Here is a 22,705-nt window from a genome sequence, read left to right as displayed (position 1 = left end):
ACTCAGTGAGGCACTGCAGGAAGCGATCCACGGCCTCGCAGGCCACATGATCAACCTCTGAAGAACTCCGATCGATCAGAAAGTAGTAGACCTCAGTGACATCTACTGGCAGTACTGAAATCCACGCACTCCCAGTCACCGATCCACCTCGAGACTCCAATCCCTGGGTCGCCATGACTGCGATCGCACTCGGCGTTCTCATCGTTTCGCTCGACGGCACGATAACGGCAGTGGCCAATCCGGTTCTTGTCGTCGATCTAGGCGCGAGTCTCTCTGGTTTGCAATGGATTACCAACATTTATCTGCTCGCGATGGCGGCAACGCTCGTTCTCGCGGGAAGGTTGGGCGATCGCTTCGGACGACGATCTGTGTTCCTTTCAGGGATCGTCGGTTTCGGGCTGGCATCAGCGGGAATTGCCTTGGCGCACAGTGTAGAAATGGTGATCTTCTCGAGACTCGGCCAGGGAATTTTCGGCGCACTGATCGTCACCAACGCTCTGGCATTGCTTCGGTCCCTCTTCTCCGAGGCAGCACTTCCGAAGGCGCTTGCGGTCTTCGCATCGCTGATCGGCGCTTCATCCGCCGCCGGCCCCCTGATCGGCGGATTGCTGATCGAGCACACCAGCTGGCGATGGGCCTTCTTGATCAACGTCCCCGTTGCGGCGATTTCCCTCGCTACAGGATTGTTTCTGCTCCCCAAGGGCCGGGTCGTACGGACTGTAAAGTTCGACGTCCTGGGTTCGATCTTGCTGACGAGTTCACTCCTCGCCATAACCTATGGACTTATAAAAGCCCCCGAAAGTGGTTGGACTGATTGGCATGTCATCGGGTGGCTGGTCGGTGGAACCGTCACTGGTTTGGCCTTCGTAGAAGCGGAGCGACGCGCATCGGATCCTTTGGTGCCGCTTCGGCTATTCGCTGACCGGTCAATCACACTCGGAGTCATCCTGACAATCATCTCCTTCTTTGCGCTTGTCGGCTCACTGTTCTTCATTCTCTTGTTCTTGCAACAGATCAACGGTGACTCCCCCATGGCCGCTGGACTCCACATCCTCCCGATGAGTATCGCGAATGTAATCGCTTCGAGCAGTTGCGGTTGGATCATCAAACGGTACGGCGCACGTCCGCCCTTGTTTATGGGAATGTTGCTCAGCGCAGTGGGATTCCTACTGTTCACCACCATCGAACCACACGGAAGCTACCTTTCTCTGGCCATTCCGTTTGTGGTACTGGGCCTGGGAATCGGGTTTGTGATGACTGCGTCAGTCCAAGCGATCCTAGGGAATGCGAACGTCGCAGACGCCGGACCTGCCGCGGGCGTCCATCAGACCTCACTTCAAGTTGGCGGTATCCTCGGAACTTCAGTGCTCGGAGCCGTGATGGCAGCGGCATCCGCAGCAAAGTTCCACGAAACACTACTGGGCAACGTCATTCCCGACTTCATAGTCGATCGAGTCTCGGAAGATGCGGTTCGCGCCGTCGCCCAGGGCACCACACCAGTCGTGACAGAAATTGACCCGGCTCTTTCCCTCACACTGCGATCAGCGACAGAGACTGCATTCATGTATGGGCTGCAGACGACGATGTGGGTGGGCGCCATCGTCTCCCTGATTGGCGCGTTCGTCTCGATCGGAATCAGAAGAGGGCGAGTCACGAAAACAGCCACTCACATCCACTGAACGGATCACTCCTGCTCTCCGGTCCGCCCGCCGTACGTCGCAATCTTGTACTCCGTCGCAGCCAAAGACAACGTGAGCTCCTTGATCTGCCGACGAACGGTGTCCCGGTGCTCGAGCAGCATGTCGAGCCTCTCCGGAACTGTCCCTTCACCGGCGTCGACCAGTTCGACGTAGTGCTGCAGGTCGCGAATCGCCATACCTGAAATACGCATGCGGGTCAGAAACACCAGCCTGCGAACCGATTCCGGACCGTACACACGATGTCCGCTCGAGTCACGATCGACCTCGACCATACCGATCTTCTCGTAGTAGCGCAGCGTATGTGCCGAGACATCCAGCAGGTCCGAGACTTCGGCGATCGACATCGGCTCCTGAACGTCCCCTGCATCGACGAGTCGGTGAATCACCTCGATCGACATGGGCCCGTCCACTTCCCCAAGTGTCTCGAGTGCCTTACGCATCAAGTCTTCCGTAGCCATGACTCTCAGCCTAGAACGGGCGGACAGGGCCGGCAGCATCCGCGAAGTCTGCACTGCGAGCCAGGTCGGCCCAGACGCATACCTCGGCGAGATTCTTCCGATACGACGCGGAGACACGCTCCACGGCTTCCTTTCCGAGTGGCAGACGAAGTGGCACATTCTCGCTGTGCACAAGCGAGGTGATGATCTCTGCTGCTTTCTCCGGATCACCCTCCTGAACACCGTCTGCGGCCGCCATGTCCCGCAGAACGGGATCCAGCAAATCACGGTATTCCGATGATGATTCGGCGAAGCTCAGAACGCCAGGCGTGTTGAATGCTGTACGGAATCGGCTGGGCTCGACGATCATCACCCGAACGCCGAACTGCGCGACCTCACCGGCGAGAGCCTCCGACCAACCCTCGAGAGCGAACTTCGACGCCGAGTACGCCCCGACACCGGGAAACGACATACGGCCGCCTTGACTGCTCATCTGCACGATCGTCCCGCTGCCCTGCACTCGCATCGACGGGAGGACGGCGCGCACCAACGCGGCGGGTCCGATCAGGTGCAGTTCCATGAGATCCCGCAAGGTCGAATCGTCCACCATCTCCGCCGCGCCGACCATCCCACGACCGGCATTGTTGACCAGCACGTCGATGCGACCGAAACGCTCGAGCGCATATTCGACGATGCTGGGTGCCGCCGCGGTGTCGCGGACGTCGAACGTCACCGCCGAGAACCGATCCGGATGCTCCGACGCGATATCTGCAACGGACTCGGGACGACGAACTGCAGCGACTACCGCGTCCCCCGATCGAAGTGCAGACAGTGCGAGTTCACGGCCGAAACCCTGAGAAACTCCAGTGATGATCCAGGTCTTTGTTGTCATGGTCGGCAACGCTAGGGGTTAGAGCGCGCTCCAACGCAAGCCTGTGGTTCTACCGCCGAACTACACGCCGGCCCACACAGGTCGTTCCCCGCGAAGGAAACCGTCGACGCCGGCTTTGAAGTCGTCACTGCTGTAGATCATGCTCATCAGATCATCGTTGTCGGCAATCACTCGGGTTCTGATGCGTCGCAGGGACTCCCGAATAGTCCAGACGGTCATCGGGGCGGCGGCAAGTAGATCGCGAGATACCTGGGCAGTCAGGGTCGCGAACTCGGACTCTGTTGCACAGTCGCTGAGGAAGCCGCTCCGCAGAGCCTCGCCACTCGACATCACCCCAGCCCGAGCGATCAACGACATCAGACGCGAACTGCCGATCCTGTCCGCCAGCAACGCCACGGAATGGATCGACAACGAGTTTCCGAGTGTGCGCGCGATCGGTAGGCAGAAGCGTGACCCCTGCGTCGCGATCCGCACATCGCACGCTGCCGACAGCAACAGCCCTGCTCCCGCGCACACACCGTCGATGACCGCGAGGGTGGGAACCCTCACTTTCTCGAGTTCGGTCAGTACGCCGACGAACCGGCTTTCGTAGTCGAGCCCGTCGTGAAAGCTCGAGAAGGTTTGAAAGTGGCCAATGTCGGAGCCCGCCGAGAACGCCTCTCCCCCAGCACCTCGGAGAGTGACTAACCGAATCTCGCGGTCGGAGTCGGCGCGCCGGCAGGCTCCGGCAATGGCGTCGTACATCTGCGTGGTCAATGCGTTGCGCTTTTCCGGCCGGTTGAACACGACGTCGAGGGTCTCGCCACGACGGATGATCAAGATTTCTTCGTGCGTTTCAGTCATGACACTCACGTTATTTCCGGTAGAGAAAAGTCGAAACACATTGCACTTGAATATCTTTGCGAATTCTCGATGCAAAGTTGCAGATAGTGCGAACGGAGAAGCGTCGACGAGGCCAGGAGACGGTGATGCCAGAACCGAACCTCGCCGACGCAGTATCAAAGGGGTGTCATGCCACGACAGCAAAAAGTGTCATGCCACGACTGTGCGCTGTGGCACGCCCGAATACTGGCTCAGCGGCCTGATCAGTGCATTCGACTGCCCCTGCTCGATGATGTGCGCCGTCCATCCGGTGATGCGGCTCATCACGAAGATCGGCGTGAACATCTCGACGTCGAAGCCCATGAGGAAATATGCAGGGCCCGTAGGGAAATCGAGATTCGGCTTGATTCCGGTGGCACTGACCATGGTCTTCTCGAGGATCTCGTACATCTGCACCCACTTCTCGCCGTCGGTCGCTGCCGCGACGTCGAGGAGGGCCTGCTTCATGGTCGGAACACGCGAATCACCGTTCTTGTAGACGCGGCGCCCGAAGCCCATGACCTTCTCCTTGGCAGCCAACTTCTCCGACATCCAGGCTTCGGCGCGGTCGGGGTCGTCGATCTCGAGCATGTCGTGCATGACAGCTTCGTTTGCACCGCCGTGCAACGGGCCCTTGAGCGTGCCGATAGCAGCGGTCACTGCGCTGTAGATGTCCGAAAGTGTGGACGTCACAACACGAGCGGCGAACGTCGAGGCGTTGAAGGAGTGCTCCGCGTACAGGATCAGCGAGACCTCGAAGGCCTTCACGATCGCCGACTCCGGAACAGCACCGAAGCACATGTTCAAGAAGTTTTCGGCGAAACCCAGGTCCGACTGCGGCGCGATGGGATCCTGACCGCGCCGGCGGCGGAAATCGGCTGCGACGATGGTCGGCAGCACAGCCGTCATCCGCAGCGCCTTGGCCAGATTGGCCTTCTCCGAGTTGTCGTCCTCCGCCGGATCCTCGGCGCCGAGGTAGCTGATCGCCGTGCGGACAACATCCATGGGGTGGCAGTTGTCCGGCATCTTGGTCAGGAGTGAGAGCAGTGAGCGGTCGGCACGACGGGCCGCACGCTCACGCAGGCAGAGTAATTCGAGCTGCTCGGGAGTCGGCAGTTCGCCGTACCAGAGCAGGTGCGCAACTTCTTCGAAGCTGCAGTTCGCGGCAAGGTCCTGCACTGCGTAACCGCGATACGTCAACGAATTCGTCTCGGGCACTACCTTGGAGATAGCCGTCGTATCGACGACAACTCCGGCCAAGCCCTTGTAGATCGTCGGAATCTGTTCGGTCATGTCCTACTCCCCTCCAAGCTGAAATTGAAAATGCCACTGTCGAATTCGTTGTAGCGCTCGTACTCGAGAATCTCGTACAACCTGCTGCGATGCTGCATTTCGCCGAGCAGTCCTTCTTGCGTGCCCTCCGCAAAAATCTCGCGCAGACCCTTTTCGATAGCGAACATCGCCAGCCGAAGGGTGGTCACGGGGTAGATGACGGCGTTGAAACCGATCTCTTCCAACGTCTTCGCCGAAATGAGATTCGACTTCCCGAACTCGGTCATGTTGGCGAGGAGCGGAGTGTCGACCGCTGCGCGGAACTTCTCGAAGTCGGGCTCGGTGGCAAGAGCTTCGGTGAAGATCAGATCGGCACCGGCATCCACATAGGCCTTTGCTCGCTCGATCGCCGCGTCGATACCGTCGATTCCGGCAGCATCGGTGCGCGCGCAGATGACGAAGTTCGGGTCACGACGCGCCGACACTGCAGCACGAACACGGCGAACCATGTCTTCGGTGGGCACAATTGCTTTGCCGTCGAGGTGCCCGCAGCGTTTGGGGTTGATCTGATCCTCGAGGTGCAGACCGGCTATTCCGTCGTCCTCGAAGATCGTGACCGTGCGGGCCGCGCTCATAGGTTCACCGAAACCGGTGTCGGCGTCGACGAGCGTCGGGAGGTCCGTGACGCGCGCGATCTGCTTGCTGTGGCCGGCGACCTCGGTCAAGGTGGTCAGTCCGATGTCGGGAAGCGCCAATCCGGCGGAGTACGCACCACCTGAAACGTAGACACCCTCGAACCCGATTTCCTGAATCAGTCTGGCTGTCAGCGGATTGATCGCACCCGGGAGTCGTTGAATCTTTCCGGACGTCAGCCCCGCCCGGAAGGCAATCCGCTTGTCGGCTGCAGACGTCGCTGCTGCGATGAGGCCCGACATCAGAAAAGTCCCTTGGCGACCTTGGGAGCCCGAGCGAGAACGTCTTCGGAAACGGTGAAGGTCAGCTGATCGAGTTCGCCTGCCTTCAATTCGGCGGTGCGCTGAGCCGCATCGAGGAAGCGGTCCTGTTCGCTCGGCTCGATGACGCCCTCGGCGAGGGTGCGGAATTTCGCGACGTACTGATCGCGAGCGAACGGACGTGCGCCGAGCGGGTGCGCATCGGCCACCGCAAGCTCGTCGACGATGACTTCGCCGCTCTTCAAGGTGATCTCGGCGCGCGCACCGAAAGCCTTCTCGTCCGGATCCGTCGAGTGGTAACGGCGTGTCCATTCGGGATCTTCGCGCGTGGAGATCTTGTTCCACAGCTCGATCGTGTCCGCGCGCTGTGCACGCTCGGACGCGTAGGAATGTTCGTGGTGCCACGTACCGTCCTGTAGCGCAACGGCAAAGATGTACATCACCGAGTGGTCGAGGGTTTCACGCGAGGCGGTCGGGTCGAACTTCTGCGGATCGCCGGAACCGGTGCCGATGACGACGTGGGTGTGGTGGCTGGTATGCAGGACGATCGAGGCGATCTGGTCGAGATCACCGACACGAGAACGCATTCGGCGAGCGAGGTCGATCGGCGCCTGGCTCTGGTACTCCGCGGAGTGTTCTTTGGTGTACGAGTCGAGGATGGCGCGCTTCGCCTCACCCGAACCGGGCAGCGGAACGTGGTACTCCTTGTCCGGGCCACCGAGTAGCCAGGCGATGACGCCGTCTTCGCCTTCCCAGATCGGTGACGGTGCGCCCTCACCGCGCATCGCGCGGTCGACCGCCTCTACGGCAACCTTGCCTGCCAGCGCAGGCGCGTACGCCTTCCAACTGGATATCTCGCCCTTGCGGGACTGACGTGTCGCCGTCGTGAGGTGCAGCGCCTGGCCGATTGCCTGGTAGACCGTCTCGGTGCCCAGGCCCAGCAAAGTTCCGATACCTGCCGCAGCCGAGGGGCCGAGGTGTGCGACGTGGTCGATCTTGTGCTCGTGCAGGCAGATAGCCCGAACCAGGTCGATCTGGATCTCGTAGCCGGTCGCCAGACCACGAATCAGGTCTCGACCGTCACGGCTGGTGTGCTGAGCGACGGCGAGGATCGGCGGGATGTTGTCTCCGGGGTGCGAGTACTCGGCGGCGAGGAACGTGTCGTGGAAATCGAGTTCACGAACCGCGACACCGTTGGCCCAGGCGGCCCATTCAGGCGAGAACGTACCGGGGATACCGAACACGGTGGAGCCCGGCGTATACGGATGCGACTGTGCTTGCGCCCGCGCATTCACCACGGGACGGCGCACCAGGGAAGCTGCGGCAACTGCCGCGTTGTCGATGATCCGGTTGACGATCATGTCGGATGTGGCGTCGGTGACGTCGACGGAATCCGTCGCAACTTCCGCGATCTTCCACGCGAGGTGGTCTTCCTTGGGGAACTCTTCGGCAGAGCGGTGAGTGCGTACGAGATGCGTCTTCATCGGTCCTCTTCTCACGTTCTTCGGTATCTATTTGCACGCTACGCAGCTCATTCACCTCGGGATAGGCCCTCGCAATTGCCTATTTGTGCAATGACAATGCTGCAATGTTGCGAATGTTGCGAATAGCTTCTCGGTAGGGTGAACGCGATCGGCACCGAGGAGATTCGATGAAGAAGATGTACGCGGGAGCGCGGCTGCGACGGCTGCGGGAGGAACGAAACCTGTCACAGTCCGCACTGGCGAAGGCACTCGAACTCTCCCCCAGCTATGTCAATCAACTGGAGAACGATCAACGACCGCTGACGGTGCCCGTCCTTCTCAAGCTCAACGCCGAGTTCGATCTCGACGTGCAATTCTTCGCCTCCGATTCCGACGCACGCCTGGTTGCGGACGTTCATCACGCCTTGGCCGAAACTTCGGAATCTGGAGACGTATCTCTGGCCGAGGTGGACGAATTGGTGGCCCGCATGCCGGCGGTCGGACGCACCCTCGTGATGTTGCACCGCCGCCTTCACGCCGCGACAGAGCAGTTGGACCAGTTCTCGACGCAGTTGTCCGGCGAACCAGCGTCCGATGTGTCACTCGTACCGATGCCCTACGAGGAAGTTCGGGACTTCTTCTACGACCGAAAGAATCACATCGCCGTTCTGGACGACGCTGCCGAGCAGATGTTCCTGGACAACGGATTGTCCGTGGGCGCAGTGGATTTGCAACTGGCACGACTACTTCGCGATCAGCACGGCGTCACCGTGACGATCCGTACCGACGAACCCGACAAGCTCGGCCCCAAGCGTTACTACGATCCGAACAAGTCGGTCCTCACACTCGCCCGTCGTCTGTCGGCAGGACAACGCGCGTTCCAGATCGCAATGCAGTTGGCCTTCTTCACGCAGGCCGACGTGATCGATTCCCTTGTCGCCGAGGATGAATCATTGAGCGCCGAGTCCGCAGCGCTGGCTCGCGTCGGACTCGCACACTACTTTGCCGGCGCACTGCTACTCCCGTACACCCAATTCCTGCAATCCGCTGAGGCCTTGCGGTACGACATCGACCTGCTCAGCCTCAAGTTCGAGGTCGGCTTCGAGACAGTCTGCCACCGGTTGTCCACTCTCCAACGACACGGCCAACGCGGCATCCCTTTCTTCTTCGTCCGAACCGATCGCGCCGGAAACATCTCGAAGCGTCAGTCTGCTACCGCTTTTCACTTCTCCAGAGTCGGAGGCAGCTGCCCGCTGTGGGTCATCCACGAGGCATTCGCGAGCCCAGGTCGCATCCTCACTCAGGTCGCGAAGATGCCCGACGGCCGGACATACCTCTGGGTGGCGCGCACTACCCACAGCGGCGGACTCGGGTACCTCGCACCCGAGCGCAACTTCGCCGTCGGACTCGGTTGCGACATCGGCTACGCCGATCGCATGGTCTACTCACACGGAATTCAGACGGACGACCCCGCGACCATCGTGCCGATCGGCGCGGGGTGCAAAGTCTGTGACAGGCCAGCGTGCTCTCAACGCGCCTTCCCCCAACTCGGCCGCTCGATCTCCGTCAGTGAGAACAGCAGCAGCCATCTTCCGTATCCGCAACAATAGGGCGCAAACAATAGGGCGCACCGACTCCACCTGCAGTTTCCCGGAGCTACGACGCTCTTCTGCTTCCATGGACGTCATGCAACCCGATGCCGTGACCCCTCGTCGACTGGTTCTTCGCCGCCTTTCGGCCGTGGCCGGTGTGGCCGGCATCGTGACTGGTTTGGTTGCCTTGATCGCAACTCAGTTGGACGTCGATCACAACATCGTGATCGTTCTGGCGTCAGTGGCGCCCTTGTTGATGATTGCTCCGCTGATCGGTGCCGTCGTCTCGGGTATCGGGCGTCAGTGGATCGTGTGCGCCGCCTCGATCCTCGTCCTTGGGTTGTTCGGATGGTCTGTGAGCCCGCTGTACATCGGCGGAACTGGGGAGTCGACGTCTGCGAACGGTCCATCGATTCGAATCATGCAGGCCAACTTGATGGTCGGTGCAGCGGATCCGGAGTCGCTTGTGGCGATGGTCCGCGAACGCGAGGTCGACGTGGTGACGGTCCAGGAGTTGACGTACCAGGAAGCCGACGCGCTCAAAGCCGCCGGGCTTGACGAGGTTCTGAGCCACCAATTCCTCGTCCCGTACACCGACGGTGGTGGCGGGGCAGGAATCTACAGTCGCTTTCCACTCTCCAATCCGCGTAGCCTCGACGGATTCTCACCCGAAACGCTGTCCGCAGAACTGAATGTCGGCTTGGCGCAGCCAGTCACATTGTTCGCCGTGCATCCGGCACCGGCGTACATCTCACCGCCTTCGGTGTGGGCGGACGAGCAGCGAAGGCTTGGGTCTTACATGGACAAAGTCGCCGGACGGGACAACGTGATAGTGAGCGGCGACTTCAACGCGTCGTACTCGAACAAACAGTTCCGGAATCTTCTCACGAACGGATACACCAGCGCCGCCGACCAATTGGGTTCCGGCCTGATCCCGACCTATCCGACCGACAAGCGGTATCCGGCGGTGGTCGGTATCGACCACATCATCACGAAAGGCGCCGTGGCGACATCCTTGGAACGGATCGAGATCGAGGGATCCGATCACCACGGCCTGATTGCCGACATCACGTTGTCTTGAGTAAATACTGGATTGAGCAAGCACCGGGGCATGGTTGTGCCCCGGTGCTCACGTCTTCAGTTATCGCGATTCACGCCGCGGTGGGCGGACTGTTCCCGCCGATCGGCCGCTGGAACGGATCGATCGACATCGGTGGATAGAACACCGTCTTTCGATCCGGTCCGATCTCCACCCGCCATTCCGTGTGGTGCATCGTCCGATGATGGTGACCGCACAACAAGACCAGATTGTCGAGATCCGTTGGGCCGCCATCGTTCCAGTGAACAATATGATGAGCATCGCACCACCCCGACGGTGTCCCGCACCCCGGAAACGCACACCCACCATCACGAACCGCCAACGCCCGCCGCTGCGGCACCGTCGCTGTTCTCGCTTCCTTACCGCAGTCGAGCGGAACACCATTCTCATCCAACAAAATCCGCGTGATCGTGCAGTCGCACGCCAGCATCCGTGCGGTATCGATACTGATGGGGCCCACCCAATCCGTCCACGCGAAACCCAGTTCCTCGGTGGACGGCAGGAGGTCTTTCAACGCCTTGAGGTCCGTCATGTCTTTCGCGCTGGCGGTGACCGTCATGTGTGGTTTCACTCCGCCCTCGATCGGACCCAACCCCGCCCGCTCGTACCGGCGCAACAATTCGCAGAACCCGTCCGCACGCCGTAATGCCGGCGTACGCGTGTCCTTCACGCCGTCCTTCTCCGGCGTCGGAGCCGACAGACTCGACAACAACGTGATCAACCGGGCCCCGTTCACAGCATCCAGATCACCCTTCACAGTGACCCGCCCGTACAAGCCTTTCGAGGCGTAGAACTCGTTACGCTCCGAATCCTCACCCACCGGAACGCCGTCCTCGCGCTTGCCGTACTGCTTCTCGATCCGCCGAATCGCCGCCCGCACCGCATCACAATCAGCGATGTTCTTCGACGCCAACGACAACAAAATCCCGCGAGCCTTGTCCACATCCGCCAGGGTCATGTTCTTCGGCGGATGCTGACAAAACGACGCCACCTGCCGCGCCTTCAACGCATCCACGTCACCGCGATGAAACGCATCCGCGACAACAGGTTCGAGCATCAACAACCGCGCCAACCCGACCAGCAGACTGCACTCACCGATCTCCAGATTCGTCGAACCATGCAACCACTGCGCGATCGCCCGAAAACCCTTCCCGCCGAGAACCTCACGGGAAAACATCTCCACGATCAGCAACACCAACCGCGACTGCAACTCGTGCCGGACACGCACCAGATCCAGAACCTCCCCCTTGAGGCCCTCGCCATCCAGCTGCCACGCTCCCCGACTATCCATGTCGAAAGTTTAATCGAACATAATTTCGAGAACCAGAGACAAAACGGACAACTTCAAAAAGGTGCGCGACTCGAGACCTGTTGAAGTACAGGCTCGTTCACGACTGATACAGCGCTAGGTCGGAGTGACTATCGCAAAGTTCGGATCCGGCTCGTCGAGGTATCCGGCAAGTTCTGCGAGCTTCGCCGGGTCGCCGGAAACCGAGATGGTTCCATTCGCAATCTCGGCACCCAAGTCCACACCACCGAGCAGCACACCGAGTAAGTCGCGCCGACTCAAACTGAACATCGCATCCACAGACCCAGCATCTGCAGACCCACCTTCCACGTCGAAATGGATCAGAACTCCGTTGCTGAGTTCCGTTCGGTGAACGATGTTTTCGTCAGTGATGTTCCAATCGACGACGATGTGCGAGCCCGCTGCGCGCACTCCATCCACGCGCAGCGATACTGCATCGAAGACTTGACTTACCGACAGCGCTGCGGTGATGTCGGGCGCCGCGGCAACCGTGGGCGTCCCCACTGAGCCGTTGCGCAGTTCGTATGCACCGGTGAGGTAGAAGTTCCGCCAGGTGCCGTTCTCGGCGCCGTACCCGAGTTGCTCGAAGGTATCGGCCTGCAGATTCTTGGCCTCGACGTTGTCCGGTTCAGCGAAGACCACGTAGTTCACCACCTGCGCAACCCAGCGAAAGTCGCCGCGCTCGTACGATTCCCGAGCTTTCCGTAACACTTCTGCTGATCCGCCCATGAACTCCACGTGACGCTTGGCCGATTCGACGGGTGGATGCTCCCACAGATGCGCAGGGTTACCGTCGAACCAACCCATGTATCGCTGGTAGATGGCTTTGACATTGTGACTGACGGAACCGTAGTACCCGTGCGTGTGCCACGCTTGCGCCAATGCAGTTGGCAGCTCGATCGATTCGGCGATCTCGAGACCGGTCCACCCCTGATTGATTCGACGAAGTGTCTGATCGTGAAGGTACCCGTAGAGGTCGCGCTGCAATGACAGGAACTCGGTGAGCCGTTCGGTCCCCCACGTCGGCCAGTGGTGGGACGCAAACAGAACGTCGGATCGTGAGGCGTAACGATTGATCGATTCCGTCAGGTACGCAGACCAGACGTGAGGATCTCGTACCAGGGCACCGCGAAGCGTGAGCAGGTTGTGGAGAGTATGAGTTGCGTTCTCCGCCATACACAGTGCGCGCAAATCCGGGAAGTAGAAGTTCATCTCGGACGGGGCCTCGGTTCCGGGCGTCATCTGGAATTCGATCCGAACGCCGTCGATCGTCTCCGTGTGACCTGTCTTCGAGATCGACACCGTCGGCGAAATGAGCGTCGGTGTGCCGGTTGAGGTGGTCTGCCCCAACCCGGCTCCGACGCTACCTCGGGGACCTCGGGGTAAGGCCGCCCCGTACATGTAGGCCGCGCGTCGAGCCATTGCCGTTCCCGCATAGACGTTTTCCTCGACCGCGTGCTCCACGAGCCCGGTGGGTGCGACGATCACGCATCGCCCGGCGGCGACGTCGTCGTCGGTGGTCACACCTTTGACCCCGCCGAAGTGGTCGATGTGCGAATGCGTGTAGATCACCGCGACTACTGGTCGATCACCACGGTGTTCCCGGTACAACGCGAGCCCGGCAGCAGCGGTTTCCCGGGAGATCAGTGGATCGATGACGATGATTCCGGTATCTCCCTCGATCAACGTCATGTTCGACAGATCAAGTCCGCGAATCTGATAGATCGAATCCGTCACCGCAAAGAGTCCCTGCTTGGCGACCAACTTCGACTGACGCCACAAGCTCGGATTGACCGTTGGCGGGCAGTCCTCGTCAAGGAAGGCGTAGGAATCGTTGTTCCACAGGACTTTCCCGTCCGAATCGGCAACCAGCCCCGGATCGAGTGCGGCGACGAAACCCCGCTTCGCCTCGGTGAAGTCGGCGTCGTCGGAGAACGGTAGAGTCTCGGCGACTCGGGCGTTCGCGGCTTCGATTGCGGCCGATGCCGCACGTGGGTCGATCATAAGTCAGCCTTTCACGCCGAATTGCGGCAATGCGCATTGCCGCAATTGAAGAGAACAGCAGGGCTAGCTCAGCAACTGCGCCTTTGCCGCCGCGAACTCGGCATCGGTCAACACGCCGGACTGATGAAGCTGTCCCAACTCCTGCAGCTTGGAGACCAGATCGTCCGCGCCTGAAGGGGGAACGGACTGCACGGGGGCGACCTGCTGCTGCGGCGGCGGCTGTTGCTGCTGGTACTCCTGCTGATATTCCTGCTGCTGCTCGCTGGCCTTTCGTTGACTCCGTCGATCCATGGCGTTGGACGTCGCCTTTGCGGTTCCAGCCACTACCGCCGTGCGCGCCACCGTGCCGAGCAACCCCGGCCGCCCTCTGCGTCCACCTCGAAAAACCATGCCGAACTCCTTGGGAAATTGTCGCTACTGAAATGCTGCTTCGACCGCTGCGACGACTACCTCGCGCGGTATCTGAACGTGAAGGACTACGTCGCCGCCGCCACCGCGAACCGTCGACGCGAGCTCACGCGCCCACGTCTGCTCGTAGACGATGACTGCGGCGGACGTTCCTGGTTCGAGTGACTCACGGACCACGTCCAGGTCCTCGTCACTGATCAATGCCTTGGCTTCGATGGACAGAATCGCCAGTCCGATGTCGGTGAGATCTTCGTCGACATCGATCTGCGACACCTGTCCGTCCGCGTCCTTGGCGATGTACACGAGGTCGAGCAGAGTGACAAAACCTCGTTCCACCACGTTCTGCAGCGCGGCGACAGCTTCAGGATCCACAGTTGAACCTGGGAATGCCAGCACCACGAGCTCGACCGGTCCGATGTTCATTGCGTCGTTCATCCATCAAGCCTGGTGGCTCGGACGCTTGGGAACCTCACCCGCAGGGGATGAATTACCCGATGCGATCGAGTTATTTGTTGCGACGAATGACTTCGCGAATCGGCCGTACGTGTACGCCTTCTGCTGCGAGGGCTCGCCGGGCTTTGCCTCGGGTGACGAGCACACCGACGATACCGAGAATCCAAACTGGATATTGCACCATCCAGGCGACACGGAATCCGTCGAACGTGTACCCGCCCATGTGCCCGAGGATGACGCCCATCACTTGAATCACGATGAGGGAAGCGAGGAATCCCCCGATGTTGACCATGCCCTGGGCGGTGCCCATCGCCGAACTCGGATTGGATGTGCGCGCGTAGTCGAAGCCGATCACCGAACCCGGCCCACCCACCGAGATGACGACCACCAGGATCGTCAACAACCAGAGCGGAGACGGTTCGCTTCGTGAAAGCACGATCGTCCACATGAGCGCGCTGGCCACCATGATGGTGAGAACCAACCACGATCGACGCATGGGATAGCGACCGGTGAGAATACCGAGGATCGGGCCGGCCACGATTGCCGAGATGACTGACAGCGTCAGCAGCGAGCCGACCGTCGTGGAGTCGAGGCCTTGAGCCGATTTCAGGTACGGCACACCCCACAGCAGCGCGAACGTCGTGATCGAGAACTGAGTCCCCATGTGGCTGAAGAACCCGAGTCGGGTGCCGGGCCGCATCCACACCGTCTTGATCTGTCGCCCGATCTCCTTGGCGCCGGCCGGCACGGCGACCACGTCGGCACCGGGAGGCGCGTCGCGGATGACACTCAACGCCAGCGCAAACGCCAACAGTCCGACAGCGGCAGCGCTGCCGTAGGCAAAAGTCCAGCCCGGTCCGGACAACAGCAACATGAACGGAAGCGCAGACATCACCTGGCCCAGCTGACCGAGGATGCCCGTGAACTGCGAGACCAACGGCACCTGCCGGGGCGGGAACCACTGCGGTACCAACCGCAACACCGAGATGAAGGTGAGTGCATCCCCGGCACCGACGGCAATACGTGCACCGATCGCGACGGGCAGCGATTCGGTGAAGGCGAGAGCCAACTGCGCGGACATCATGATGAACGCACCGACTGCGATCATGATCCGCGAACCGTAGCGGTCGAGGAGGACTCCCGCCGGAATCTGCATGCCGGCGTACACGACGATCTGCAGCACGACGAAGCTCGACAGAACGCTGGGCGAGATCGAGAACCGATCAGCAGCAGACAGACCCGAGACGCCGAACGAAGTGCGGTGAAGCACGGCGATCACGTAGGCAAAAACACCGACACCCCAGACCAACCACACTTTTTTCATCGGGTCTGTATGTTACTCCTGTCTTTCGCAAGGCTCAGGACATGATTATTCGCGGCCCTGAGAGACCCAATTCAAATCAGCCGAACGGAAGCCTTCGGTAATCGCGGCGAGGGAGTCGAGGCGAGCGATCTGGTCTTCGCTCAGAACGATGTCCAACGCTCCGGCGTTTTCCGTGACTCGTGCAGCGAACCGCGTGCCGGGAATCGAAACGGAAGGCAACCCGTGCTGACGGCCCTTGGCATCGAGCCATGCCAGGGAAACCTGTGCAGGCGTCGCGCCGAGCTCCTCACCGACGGCGCGGACCACGTCGAGAACCTTCTGATTAGCAGGGAGCGCGGAGTCCGAGAAGCGTGGGAAGCGTCGGCGCAGGTCGTTGTCACCGAGCGTCTCCGCATCGAACGATCCCGCCAGGAAGCCTCGGCCCACAGGTGAGAAGGGCACGAATCCGACTCCGAGTTCCGCGGCGGTGGGTACTACCTTGTTCTCGACGTCCCGACTCCAGATGCTCCATTCCGACTGGATCGCCGCGATCGGATGCACCCCGTACGCACGACGCAGTTCATCGCCGGTCGCCTCGGACAGGCCGATGTTGCGGACCTTGCCCGCCTTCACCTGCTCCGCGATCGCGCCGACGGTGTCTTCGATCGGCACGTTCGGGTCGACCCGGTGCAAGTAGTAGAGGTCGACATGATCGACGCCGAGTCGTCCCAGAGACTCGTCGAGTGCCCGCGGCACGTAAGCCGGGTCTCCGTTGATCCCGCGCTGACCGTTGGCGATGTTGCCGACCAGACCGAACTTGGTCGCCAACTGCACTTCGTCCCGGCGGTCTTTGAGAAGCTCTCCCACCGCACGCTCGCTCGAGCCCTCGCCGTACACGTTGGCGGTGTCGATGAACGTGATCCCGATGTCCACCGCATGGTGCAGCGTGGCGAGCGCCTCGGCCGGATCCACCGGGCCGTAGACCGGGGCGACGGACATCGCGCCGTATCCCTGGGCGCTGACAGTGAGACCTTCGGCCAGAGTGACGGTGGGGACGGTCATGAAAACTCCTCGATTCGACTGAGCGACAACCCCGACAGTCTTCACCGAATCGAAGCCTCACGCACCGATTAACGTCACGCTGATCGGGTTACCCTCGAGTGATGGCATTCGATTGGCTCGAACTCGTACTCACCGCCCACCGCGAATTCGGTTCACGACTCGCTGCGGTCGAGGACTGGAACGCACCCACGCCCGACTCCGACTGGCACGTCGAACACCTCGTCCGCCACGTCATCGAGGAGCAGCAGTGGGTACCGCCGCTCCTGGCCGGACTGACGGTCGGCGAGGCGACACCGGACATCGTTCCCGTCGGGGACGACCTGTGGACCGAATGGCAGAAGTACTCCGATGCCGCAATCAAAGCGTGGAAATCGACGGACCTCAGTGCCCACGTTCACCTCTCGTACGGCACGGTGAAGGTGGAACCCTATCTGCGCCAGCAGACCTCGGACGTCACGATCCACACCTGGGACCTTGCGCGAGCGGTCGGAGCAGACGAGCGGCTCGATCCAGACCTCGTCGAGGCCGTCTGGTCCGACCTCGACGGGCAGCGCGACATGCTCGCCGAGAGCGGACTCTTCTCCGATCCCGTCGACCTCCCGGACAATGCGTCGTTGCAGGACAAGCTGATTGCCCTGACCGGTCGCGATCCTCGTTAGACGTTCAGCGACACACCCGTCGTGCGGGCGACGCCGTCCCAGCCGCCGGCAGGTGCACCGAGGCCGAGCAGAGCCGCAACCGTCGGCGCGACGTCGATCGTGCGAGCCTGCGTGTCGATCTTCCGTCCACCGTCCAGAGCGGGATGTCCGCCGCTGAGGAAGAACGGAATGGGCAGTGTCACGAAGTGGCCGTGGTTGCCGGGAATCGGGTTGGACAGTGGAGTCGGATCACTGAACCGCCAGCCCTGAGCGCAAAACGCAACGACGTCACCGGCATTGGTGCCGAGATCGAATTCGGCGGGGAGGTGGCTGGATTCGACGCCGTCCACACCATCCACGATCTGCTGAATCCGGCTGACGGCTTCCGCCCGTTCGCCATCGGGTCCGATGAAGTAGATCAGGTCTGCGCCACCGTTCTGGGCGATTCGAATCTTGCCTGCCAGCAACGGGTCCGCGTTCAGCGGTCGATCCAAGCCGATGAGCCGCGCGGGCTCCGACCAGTCCATGGAGTGGTCGGCCAACACGATCAGAATGCTCCGATTCCAGCGACCCGTGTCATGAAGGAAGTCGACGAAGCGGCGAACCTGGTTGTCGGTGTTCTGAAGTGCAGCCGTGCGAGCGATCCGGATGGACGGACCGGACAGATCCAGGTGCCCGACCCGATCGACGTCACCGAGGTTGGTGAACGAGAGCCGCGGCGAGTTCCCGCCGACGATACGGATCAAGGCGTCGATCGTGAAGTTGTCCGGCGCATGCTCGGTACCGGGAACGAGCGGCTGCGGATCCCACACCAATGAGGCGCGGTCACCGAACAACCCGTGCAGGTAGCGCTTCGACAGCACACTCGCAGTGGTCAATCCGAGTTCGGTGCGCACCCGATCCAGAACCGTCGATGCCTGCAGGTCGGAAGGCCGATCGAGGTCACGCTTCTTGTCGATGGCCGGATCGTAGACGGAGTTGGCGGGTACACCCGAACGCGCCGGCAGCACTCCCGTCATCATCGCCGTGTGGTTCGGCAGCGTCTCTGCGATCGTGATGGCACTGGCGTCCGGGTAGTGGATACCGCCGGCCGCAAGCCCGGTCAGCGTCGGGGTGAGCTCCGATCGCAGCTCGTCCGGCCGCATGCCGTCTACGACTATGACATGCACGTCCAGGTCTGGGATTCCGGCGCTGGTGGGAACACTCGCGCGAGCGGGCGTTCCGAGCAATGCCGTTCCGGCGACAACACTTCCACCGATCAGAACGCTACGACGCGAAACTTCGATACTCACTGGTCGACTCCTGGTCGGTACGAGGCCTGATCGAGGGCGGCCGAGGTGGGTGAGACTCTACTGCCCGCGCCTGCCGGAAGACGGTAGCTCACGGCGTAGTGCGCATTGCTCTGCGGATTGGTGAGATCGTCGACGTAGTACCAGTCCATCTGAGTACCTTCGCGGGCGATTTCGAATACGCCGTAGCCGTGCGAATCCAGTTCGACGTACCGCACGTGTCGGTTCACGGCCTTGAATGCTTCTTCTGCCGCAACGGTTACCGTGCGCGGTGGCACTTTCAGCATGTCGTCGATATTGGGCGACGTCACCGACGGGACGACGAACTCGGCGCCGACGGTCGGCCCACCCGGATAGTTGGCGGCGTTGGTCGGTAGGTCGCAGGCCCACGACGTGTGGATGTCACCGGTGATGAAGACGGTGTTGTCCACACTGTTCGAGGTGATCGCGTCGAAAAGCCTGGTGCGGTCGGCGGTGTACCCGTCCCACTGATCCGTGTTGTACGGGACACCGGCCTGCGGCACACCCACCAGTTCGGTCAACGCCGCGGTGGTCGCCGGTTCCAGCGGCGGGAACACGCAGGGCGTGATCATGACCGGATTGCCGACGACCTTCCACTGCGTCGGGGAGGTGACGATTCCGTTGGTCAACCAATCCATCTGTGCGCGTCCGGTAATGGTGCGCGACGGATCGTCGACCTGCTTCATGGTCGGTTGCTCGTCGCGGTAAGTACGCAGATCGAGCATCGAGATCTCGGCCAGATTCCCGAAGCGGAACCGACGATACAGCTGAACGCTCGAACCACTACCCGACGGCCGGACGGGCATCCACTCGAAATATGCCTTGGCCGAGTTGGCCTTTCGATCTGCCCAGTCACCTTCGACACCGGGAGTGTGGTTTTCGGCGCCGTCCCGGTACGCGTTGTCGGCCGATTCGTGATCGTCCCACGTGGTGATGAACGGGAGCTTCAGGTGCAGAGCTGCCAGATCCGGGTCTGTCTTGTACTGCGCGTGCCGAATTCGGTAGTCGGCCAGCGAAATGATCTCGTGGGCCGGCTCGTGAAGGCGAACGGATCCGTTTCTCGCGCCGTACTCCCCCTGCCCGTACTCGTAGATGTAGTCACCGAGGTGGATGATCGCGTCGAGGTCTTCGCGGAATGCGAGGTGACGATAGGCACCGAAATACCCCGCCTCCCAATTGGAGCAGGACACCACGCCGAAGCGGAGACGATCGAGATCTGCCGAGTTCGACGGAGCCGTACGGGTGCGGCCCACCGGAGAAACAGCCGAACCCGCAGTGAATCGGTACCAGTACGCCGTCGACGAATCGAGTCCGGTGACGTCGACCTTCGCGGTGTGATCGGAATCCGCCGAAGCAGCAACACTTCCGGACGCAACGACGCTCGCGAACCCCTCATCGGTCGCGACCTGCCAGTTGAGAGTCACCGCCGGCCCGACGCCGGAACCGGGCGTCGCGTCTGCCGTCGGGGTGATGCGGGTCCAGATGATCACCGCATCCGGCAACGGGTCACCGGATGCCACGCCGTGCGCGAAGCCCGGGCTGCCACCCGGAACCTCGGCACCGGCGTGGCTCGCCGAAGCGACACCGAGACCTACTGCGCCGGCGAGGGCCGCCGATCCCTGCAGCAGGCCACGTCTGGATATTCGATCGAAGGCATTCGTGTGCACGCTAGGAGTGAACCCGCACCTGAACGGGCGTTCAAGAGAGCTTCGGGATGTTCACCCAGGCTTCGCCTGCGCTTCTCTGGAAGTTTGATCGAGTCGATCCCGCTTACAACCGGTAATCGAGGGCCGAGCCTCGAACCACACCGACCTTGACTCCGATGTAACCGCCGAGTGCACCCCCGGCCGCGATCAGGATCCAGAACGCCGGCGGAAGCAGAGCCTCGGACCCGTCGACCTCGGAGAACGCGGAATAGCCTGCGATCAACGCGCCGAACAGGATGGGCAGTATCAGCAGAGCGGCAAAGAAAGTCACCCACACCGATACGAAGCGGCCCTTCCACCGGGCAATCTCGTGCAGAACCGTCAGAACGACCAGGAAGACACCACTACCGGTCAAGAAGGCGGCCAGAACTGCAAATCCGAAAGCCGAAGTCAGTTCCGACTCCACGTGAATCCCCCTGTACGTCAATCACCTGCACACTCAGCCCCAACTGCGATGCGACGAGTCTATTCACGACGGACGGCGTTTGTCGGCAAGTCGAGTCGCTCGTCTGCCGGAAACACACCCCGCTGACGCCTATGCTTGGAAAATGACCGAACCCGACATCAAGCCCAGAAGTCGTGACGTCACCGACGGACTCGAAAAGACCGCAGCGCGCGGCATGTTGCGTGCAGTAGGAATGGGCGACGACGACTGGGTCAAGTCGCAGATCGGCGTCGCCTCGTCCTGGAACGAAATCACGCCATGCAACCTGTCCCTCGATCGCCTGGCCAAGGCCGTCAAGGAGGGCGTACGGGAAGCCGGCGGGTTCCCTCTCGAATTCGGCACTATCTCCGTCTCCGACGGCATTTCGATGGGGCACGAGGGCATGCACTTCTCCCTCGTCTCCCGTGAAGTGATCGCGGACAGCGTCGAGACCGTCATGCAGGCCGAGCGTCTCGACGGATCGGTTCTTCTCGCCGGCTGCGACAAGTCGTTGCCCGGCATGATGATGGCGGCGGCCCGCCTCGACCTCGCCAGCGTGTTCCTCTACGCCGGCTCCACCCTCCCCGGCGTCGCCAAACTTTCCGACGGCAGTGAGCGGGAAGTCACCGTCATCGACGCGTTCGAGGCGGTTGGCGCCTGCTCGCGTGGGCTGATGAGCCGCGCCGACGTCGACACCATCGAACGGGCGATCTGCCCGGGCGAAGGCGCGTGCGGCGGCATGTACACGGCAAACACGATGGCCAGCGCCGCCGAGGCCATGGGAATGTCGCTGCCCGGCAGCGCTTCACCGCCCGCACCGGATCGTCGCCGCGACGGCTTCGCCCGCGAGAGCGGCAAAGCCGTTGTCGAACTCCTGCGTCGAGGTATCACCGCGAGGGACATCCTCACCAAGGAAGCGTTCGAGAACGCCATTGCAGTAGTCATGGCATTCGGCGGATCCACCAATGCGGTGCTCCATCTCCTCGCGATCGCGCACGAAGCGTACGTCCCGCTGACGCTCGACGACTTCGCTCGCGTCGGCGCGAAGGTCCCGCACCTCGCCGACGTCAAGCCTTTCGGAAAGCACGTCATGACGGACGTCGACCGTATCGGCGGCGTCCCCGTGATCATGAAGGCATTGCTCGACGCGGGACTCATGCACGGAGATTGCCTGACCGTCACCGGTAAGACCGTGGCGGAGAATCTCGCGCACATCACCCCGCCCGATCCGGACGGCAAGGTCCTGCGGGCGATGAACAAGCCCATTCACCCGACCGGAGGCATCACGATCTTGAAGGGGTCACTCGCGCCCGGCGGCGCGGTGGTCAAGTCGGCAGGATTCGAGTCTGATGTATTCGTCGGCACTGCACGGGTTTTCGAACGCGAGCGCGCCGCGATGGATGCTCTCGAGGACGGCACCATCACCGGCGGTGACGTTGTCGTCATCCGCTACGAAGGCCCGAAGGGTGGTCCCGGCATGCGCGAGATGCTGGCCATCACGGGCGCGATCAAGGGCGCGGGTCTCGGCAAGGACGTCCTGCTGCTGACGGACGGACGATTCTCGGGCGGCACCACCGGCCTGTGTGTCGGACACGTTGCGCCCGAGGCCGTCGACGGCGGTCCCATCGCGTTCGTTCGCGACGGCGATCAGATCCGGCTCGACGTGGGTACCGGACAACTCGAATTGTTGGTCGACGACTCCGAATTGGAAGCCCGCAAGAAGGGCTGGGAGCCGTTGCCGCCTCGCTACACACGTGGTGTGTTGGCCAAGTACTCCAAGCTCGTGGGATCAGCCTCGGGTGGAGCAGTGTGCGGCTGA

20 protein-coding genes are annotated in these 22,705 nt (G+C 61.6%); 5 read left to right on the top strand and 15 right to left on the bottom strand.

Annotated features, from left to right (window positions below; all coding sequences use genetic code 11):
* Positions 1–173: 173 nt before the first annotated feature.
* A complete protein-coding gene (locus QM609_RS27310) occupies positions 174–1,679 on the top strand; it encodes an MFS transporter (protein WP_050656983.1) in 1,506 nt (501 codons plus the stop codon).
* Between the two features lie 5 nt (positions 1,680–1,684).
* Here QM609_RS27310 and QM609_RS27305 read toward each other — a convergent pair whose 3' ends face one another.
* The 6 genes from QM609_RS27305 to prpD form a co-directional block, all read right to left on the bottom strand.
* Positions 1,685–2,158, bottom strand: coding sequence for a MerR family transcriptional regulator (locus tag QM609_RS27305; RefSeq protein ID WP_050656984.1), 474 nt, complete (start codon positions 2,156–2,158; stop codon positions 1,685–1,687).
* Between the two features lie 10 nt (positions 2,159–2,168).
* Complete coding sequence (locus QM609_RS27300; protein ID WP_047269779.1) at positions 2,169–3,029, bottom strand: SDR family NAD(P)-dependent oxidoreductase; 861 nt, start codon at positions 3,027–3,029, stop codon at positions 2,169–2,171.
* 60 nt (positions 3,030–3,089) lie between these two features.
* Positions 3,090–3,872 carry an enoyl-CoA hydratase gene (locus QM609_RS27295; protein ID WP_050656985.1) on the bottom strand — a complete coding sequence of 261 codons (783 nt, stop codon included), beginning with the start codon at positions 3,870–3,872 and terminating at the stop codon, positions 3,090–3,092.
* A 189-nt stretch (positions 3,873–4,061) separates the two neighbouring features.
* On the bottom strand, positions 4,062–5,183 hold the full coding sequence (locus tag QM609_RS27290; RefSeq protein ID WP_283337620.1) for a bifunctional 2-methylcitrate synthase/citrate synthase: 1,122 nt from the start codon (positions 5,181–5,183) through the stop codon (positions 4,062–4,064).
* Positions 5,180–6,097, bottom strand: coding sequence for a methylisocitrate lyase (prpB, locus tag QM609_RS27285; RefSeq protein ID WP_050656986.1), 918 nt, complete (start codon positions 6,095–6,097; stop codon positions 5,180–5,182). The genes QM609_RS27290 and prpB overlap by 4 nt, the downstream gene beginning before the upstream one ends.
* Positions 6,097–7,599 (bottom strand): 2-methylcitrate dehydratase PrpD, encoded by a 1,503-nt coding sequence (gene prpD, locus QM609_RS27280; protein ID WP_007732586.1) that lies wholly within the window; start codon positions 7,597–7,599, stop codon positions 6,097–6,099. The genes prpB and prpD overlap by 1 nt, the downstream gene beginning before the upstream one ends.
* Positions 7,600–7,766: 167 nt before the next feature.
* On the opposite strand from prpD, the gene QM609_RS27275 reads away from it, so the two are divergent.
* Both QM609_RS27275 and QM609_RS27270 read left to right on the top strand, forming a co-directional pair.
* Complete coding sequence (locus QM609_RS27275) at positions 7,767–9,188, top strand: short-chain fatty acyl-CoA regulator family protein (RefSeq protein WP_003939891.1); 1,422 nt, start codon at positions 7,767–7,769, stop codon at positions 9,186–9,188.
* A 67-nt stretch (positions 9,189–9,255) separates the two neighbouring features.
* Positions 9,256–10,251 carry an endonuclease/exonuclease/phosphatase family protein gene (locus QM609_RS27270; protein ID WP_050656987.1) on the top strand — a complete coding sequence of 332 codons (996 nt, stop codon included), beginning with the start codon at positions 9,256–9,258 and terminating at the stop codon, positions 10,249–10,251.
* Positions 10,252–10,321: 70 nt separating this feature from the next.
* Here the strand turns inward: QM609_RS27270 and QM609_RS27265 are convergent, their stop codons facing one another.
* The 6 genes from QM609_RS27265 to QM609_RS27240 all read right to left on the bottom strand — a co-directional run bounded on the left by QM609_RS27265 (position 10,322) and on the right by QM609_RS27240 (position 16,808).
* The gene (locus QM609_RS27265; protein ID WP_076948680.1) at positions 10,322–11,560 is read right to left on the bottom strand and encodes an HNH endonuclease signature motif containing protein; all 1,239 of its coding nucleotides are present in this window, start codon (positions 11,558–11,560) and stop codon (positions 10,322–10,324) included.
* 114 nt (positions 11,561–11,674) lie between these two features.
* Positions 11,675–13,582 carry an alkyl/aryl-sulfatase gene (locus QM609_RS27260; RefSeq protein ID WP_050656827.1) on the bottom strand — a complete coding sequence of 636 codons (1,908 nt, stop codon included), beginning with the start codon at positions 13,580–13,582 and terminating at the stop codon, positions 11,675–11,677.
* Positions 13,583–13,645: 63 nt separating this feature from the next.
* Positions 13,646–13,972: an SHOCT domain-containing protein gene (locus QM609_RS27255; protein WP_003939954.1), complete on the bottom strand. Its 327-nt coding sequence runs from the start codon at positions 13,970–13,972 to the stop codon at positions 13,646–13,648.
* A gap of 24 nt (positions 13,973–13,996) precedes the next feature.
* The gene (locus QM609_RS27250) at positions 13,997–14,425 is read right to left on the bottom strand and encodes a DUF6325 family protein (protein WP_007732604.1); all 429 of its coding nucleotides are present in this window, start codon (positions 14,423–14,425) and stop codon (positions 13,997–13,999) included.
* Positions 14,426–14,495: 70 nt separating this feature from the next.
* A complete protein-coding gene (locus QM609_RS27245) occupies positions 14,496–15,767 on the bottom strand; it encodes an MFS transporter (RefSeq protein WP_007732605.1) in 1,272 nt (423 codons plus the stop codon).
* 45 nt (positions 15,768–15,812) lie between these two features.
* A complete protein-coding gene (locus QM609_RS27240; protein WP_050656831.1) occupies positions 15,813–16,808 on the bottom strand; it encodes an aldo/keto reductase in 996 nt (331 codons plus the stop codon).
* A gap of 101 nt (positions 16,809–16,909) precedes the next feature.
* Here QM609_RS27240 and QM609_RS27235 point away from each other — a divergent pair, with 101 nt between their 5' ends.
* Positions 16,910–17,467, top strand: coding sequence for a TIGR03086 family metal-binding protein (locus QM609_RS27235; protein ID WP_050656828.1), 558 nt, complete (start codon positions 16,910–16,912; stop codon positions 17,465–17,467).
* Here QM609_RS27235 and QM609_RS27230 read toward each other — a convergent pair.
* The 3 genes from QM609_RS27230 to QM609_RS27220 all read right to left on the bottom strand — a co-directional run bounded on the left by QM609_RS27230 (position 17,464) and on the right by QM609_RS27220 (position 20,868).
* The gene (locus tag QM609_RS27230; RefSeq protein ID WP_007732611.1) at positions 17,464–18,738 is read right to left on the bottom strand and encodes an alkaline phosphatase family protein; all 1,275 of its coding nucleotides are present in this window, start codon (positions 18,736–18,738) and stop codon (positions 17,464–17,466) included. The genes QM609_RS27235 and QM609_RS27230 overlap by 4 nt on opposite strands.
* A complete protein-coding gene (locus tag QM609_RS27225; protein ID WP_050656829.1) occupies positions 18,735–20,423 on the bottom strand; it encodes an alkaline phosphatase D family protein in 1,689 nt (562 codons plus the stop codon). Before QM609_RS27225 ends, QM609_RS27230 begins: the two co-directional genes overlap by 4 nt.
* 103 nt (positions 20,424–20,526) lie before the next feature.
* Entirely contained in the window at positions 20,527–20,868 is a 342-nt protein-coding gene (locus QM609_RS27220; RefSeq protein WP_003940142.1) for a hypothetical protein, read from the bottom strand.
* A gap of 142 nt (positions 20,869–21,010) precedes the next feature.
* On the opposite strand from QM609_RS27220, the gene ilvD reads away from it, so the two are divergent.
* The gene (ilvD, locus tag QM609_RS27215) at positions 21,011–22,705 is read left to right on the top strand and encodes a dihydroxy-acid dehydratase (RefSeq protein ID WP_003940201.1); all 1,695 of its coding nucleotides are present in this window, start codon (positions 21,011–21,013) and stop codon (positions 22,703–22,705) included.

Origin of the sequence: Rhodococcus sp. IEGM 1302, assembly GCF_030056935.1 — a bacterium.
GTDB lineage: Bacteria > Actinomycetota > Actinomycetes > Mycobacteriales > Mycobacteriaceae > Rhodococcus_F > Rhodococcus_F qingshengii.
This window is presented reverse-complemented; position numbering and strand designations above follow the sequence as displayed.

Bases quoted from the DNA above. Each gene is read 5' to 3' on its own strand.
- QM609_RS27310 (WP_050656983.1), top strand. From the start codon at position 174: ATGACTGCGATCGCACTCGGCGTTCTCATCGTTTCGCTCGACGGCACG.
- QM609_RS27305 (WP_050656984.1), bottom strand. From the start codon at position 2,158: ATGGCTACGGAAGACTTGATGCGTAAGGCACTCGAGACACTTGGGGAA.
- QM609_RS27300 (WP_047269779.1), bottom strand. From the start codon at position 3,029: ATGACAACAAAGACCTGGATCATCACTGGAGTTTCTCAGGGTTTCGGC.
- QM609_RS27295 (WP_050656985.1), bottom strand. From the start codon at position 3,872: ATGACTGAAACGCACGAAGAAATCTTGATCATCCGTCGTGGCGAGACC.
- QM609_RS27290 (WP_283337620.1), bottom strand. From the start codon at position 5,183: ATGACCGAACAGATTCCGACGATCTACAAGGGCTTGGCCGGAGTTGTC.
- prpB (WP_050656986.1), bottom strand. From the start codon at position 6,097: ATGTCGGGCCTCATCGCAGCAGCGACGTCTGCAGCCGACAAGCGGATT.
- prpD (WP_007732586.1), bottom strand. From the start codon at position 7,599: ATGAAGACGCATCTCGTACGCACTCACCGCTCTGCCGAAGAGTTCCCC.
- QM609_RS27275 (WP_003939891.1), top strand. From the start codon at position 7,767: ATGAAGAAGATGTACGCGGGAGCGCGGCTGCGACGGCTGCGGGAGGAA.
- QM609_RS27270 (WP_050656987.1), top strand. From the start codon at position 9,256: ATGGACGTCATGCAACCCGATGCCGTGACCCCTCGTCGACTGGTTCTT.
- QM609_RS27265 (WP_076948680.1), bottom strand. From the start codon at position 11,560: ATGGATAGTCGGGGAGCGTGGCAGCTGGATGGCGAGGGCCTCAAGGGG.
- QM609_RS27260 (WP_050656827.1), bottom strand. From the start codon at position 13,582: ATGATCGACCCACGTGCGGCATCGGCCGCAATCGAAGCCGCGAACGCC.
- QM609_RS27255 (WP_003939954.1), bottom strand. From the start codon at position 13,972: ATGGTTTTTCGAGGTGGACGCAGAGGGCGGCCGGGGTTGCTCGGCACG.
- QM609_RS27250 (WP_007732604.1), bottom strand. From the start codon at position 14,425: ATGAACGACGCAATGAACATCGGACCGGTCGAGCTCGTGGTGCTGGCA.
- QM609_RS27245 (WP_007732605.1), bottom strand. From the start codon at position 15,767: ATGAAAAAAGTGTGGTTGGTCTGGGGTGTCGGTGTTTTTGCCTACGTG.
- QM609_RS27240 (WP_050656831.1), bottom strand. From the start codon at position 16,808: ATGACCGTCCCCACCGTCACTCTGGCCGAAGGTCTCACTGTCAGCGCC.
- QM609_RS27235 (WP_050656828.1), top strand. From the start codon at position 16,910: ATGGCATTCGATTGGCTCGAACTCGTACTCACCGCCCACCGCGAATTC.
- ilvD (WP_003940201.1), top strand. From the start codon at position 21,011: ATGACCGAACCCGACATCAAGCCCAGAAGTCGTGACGTCACCGACGGA.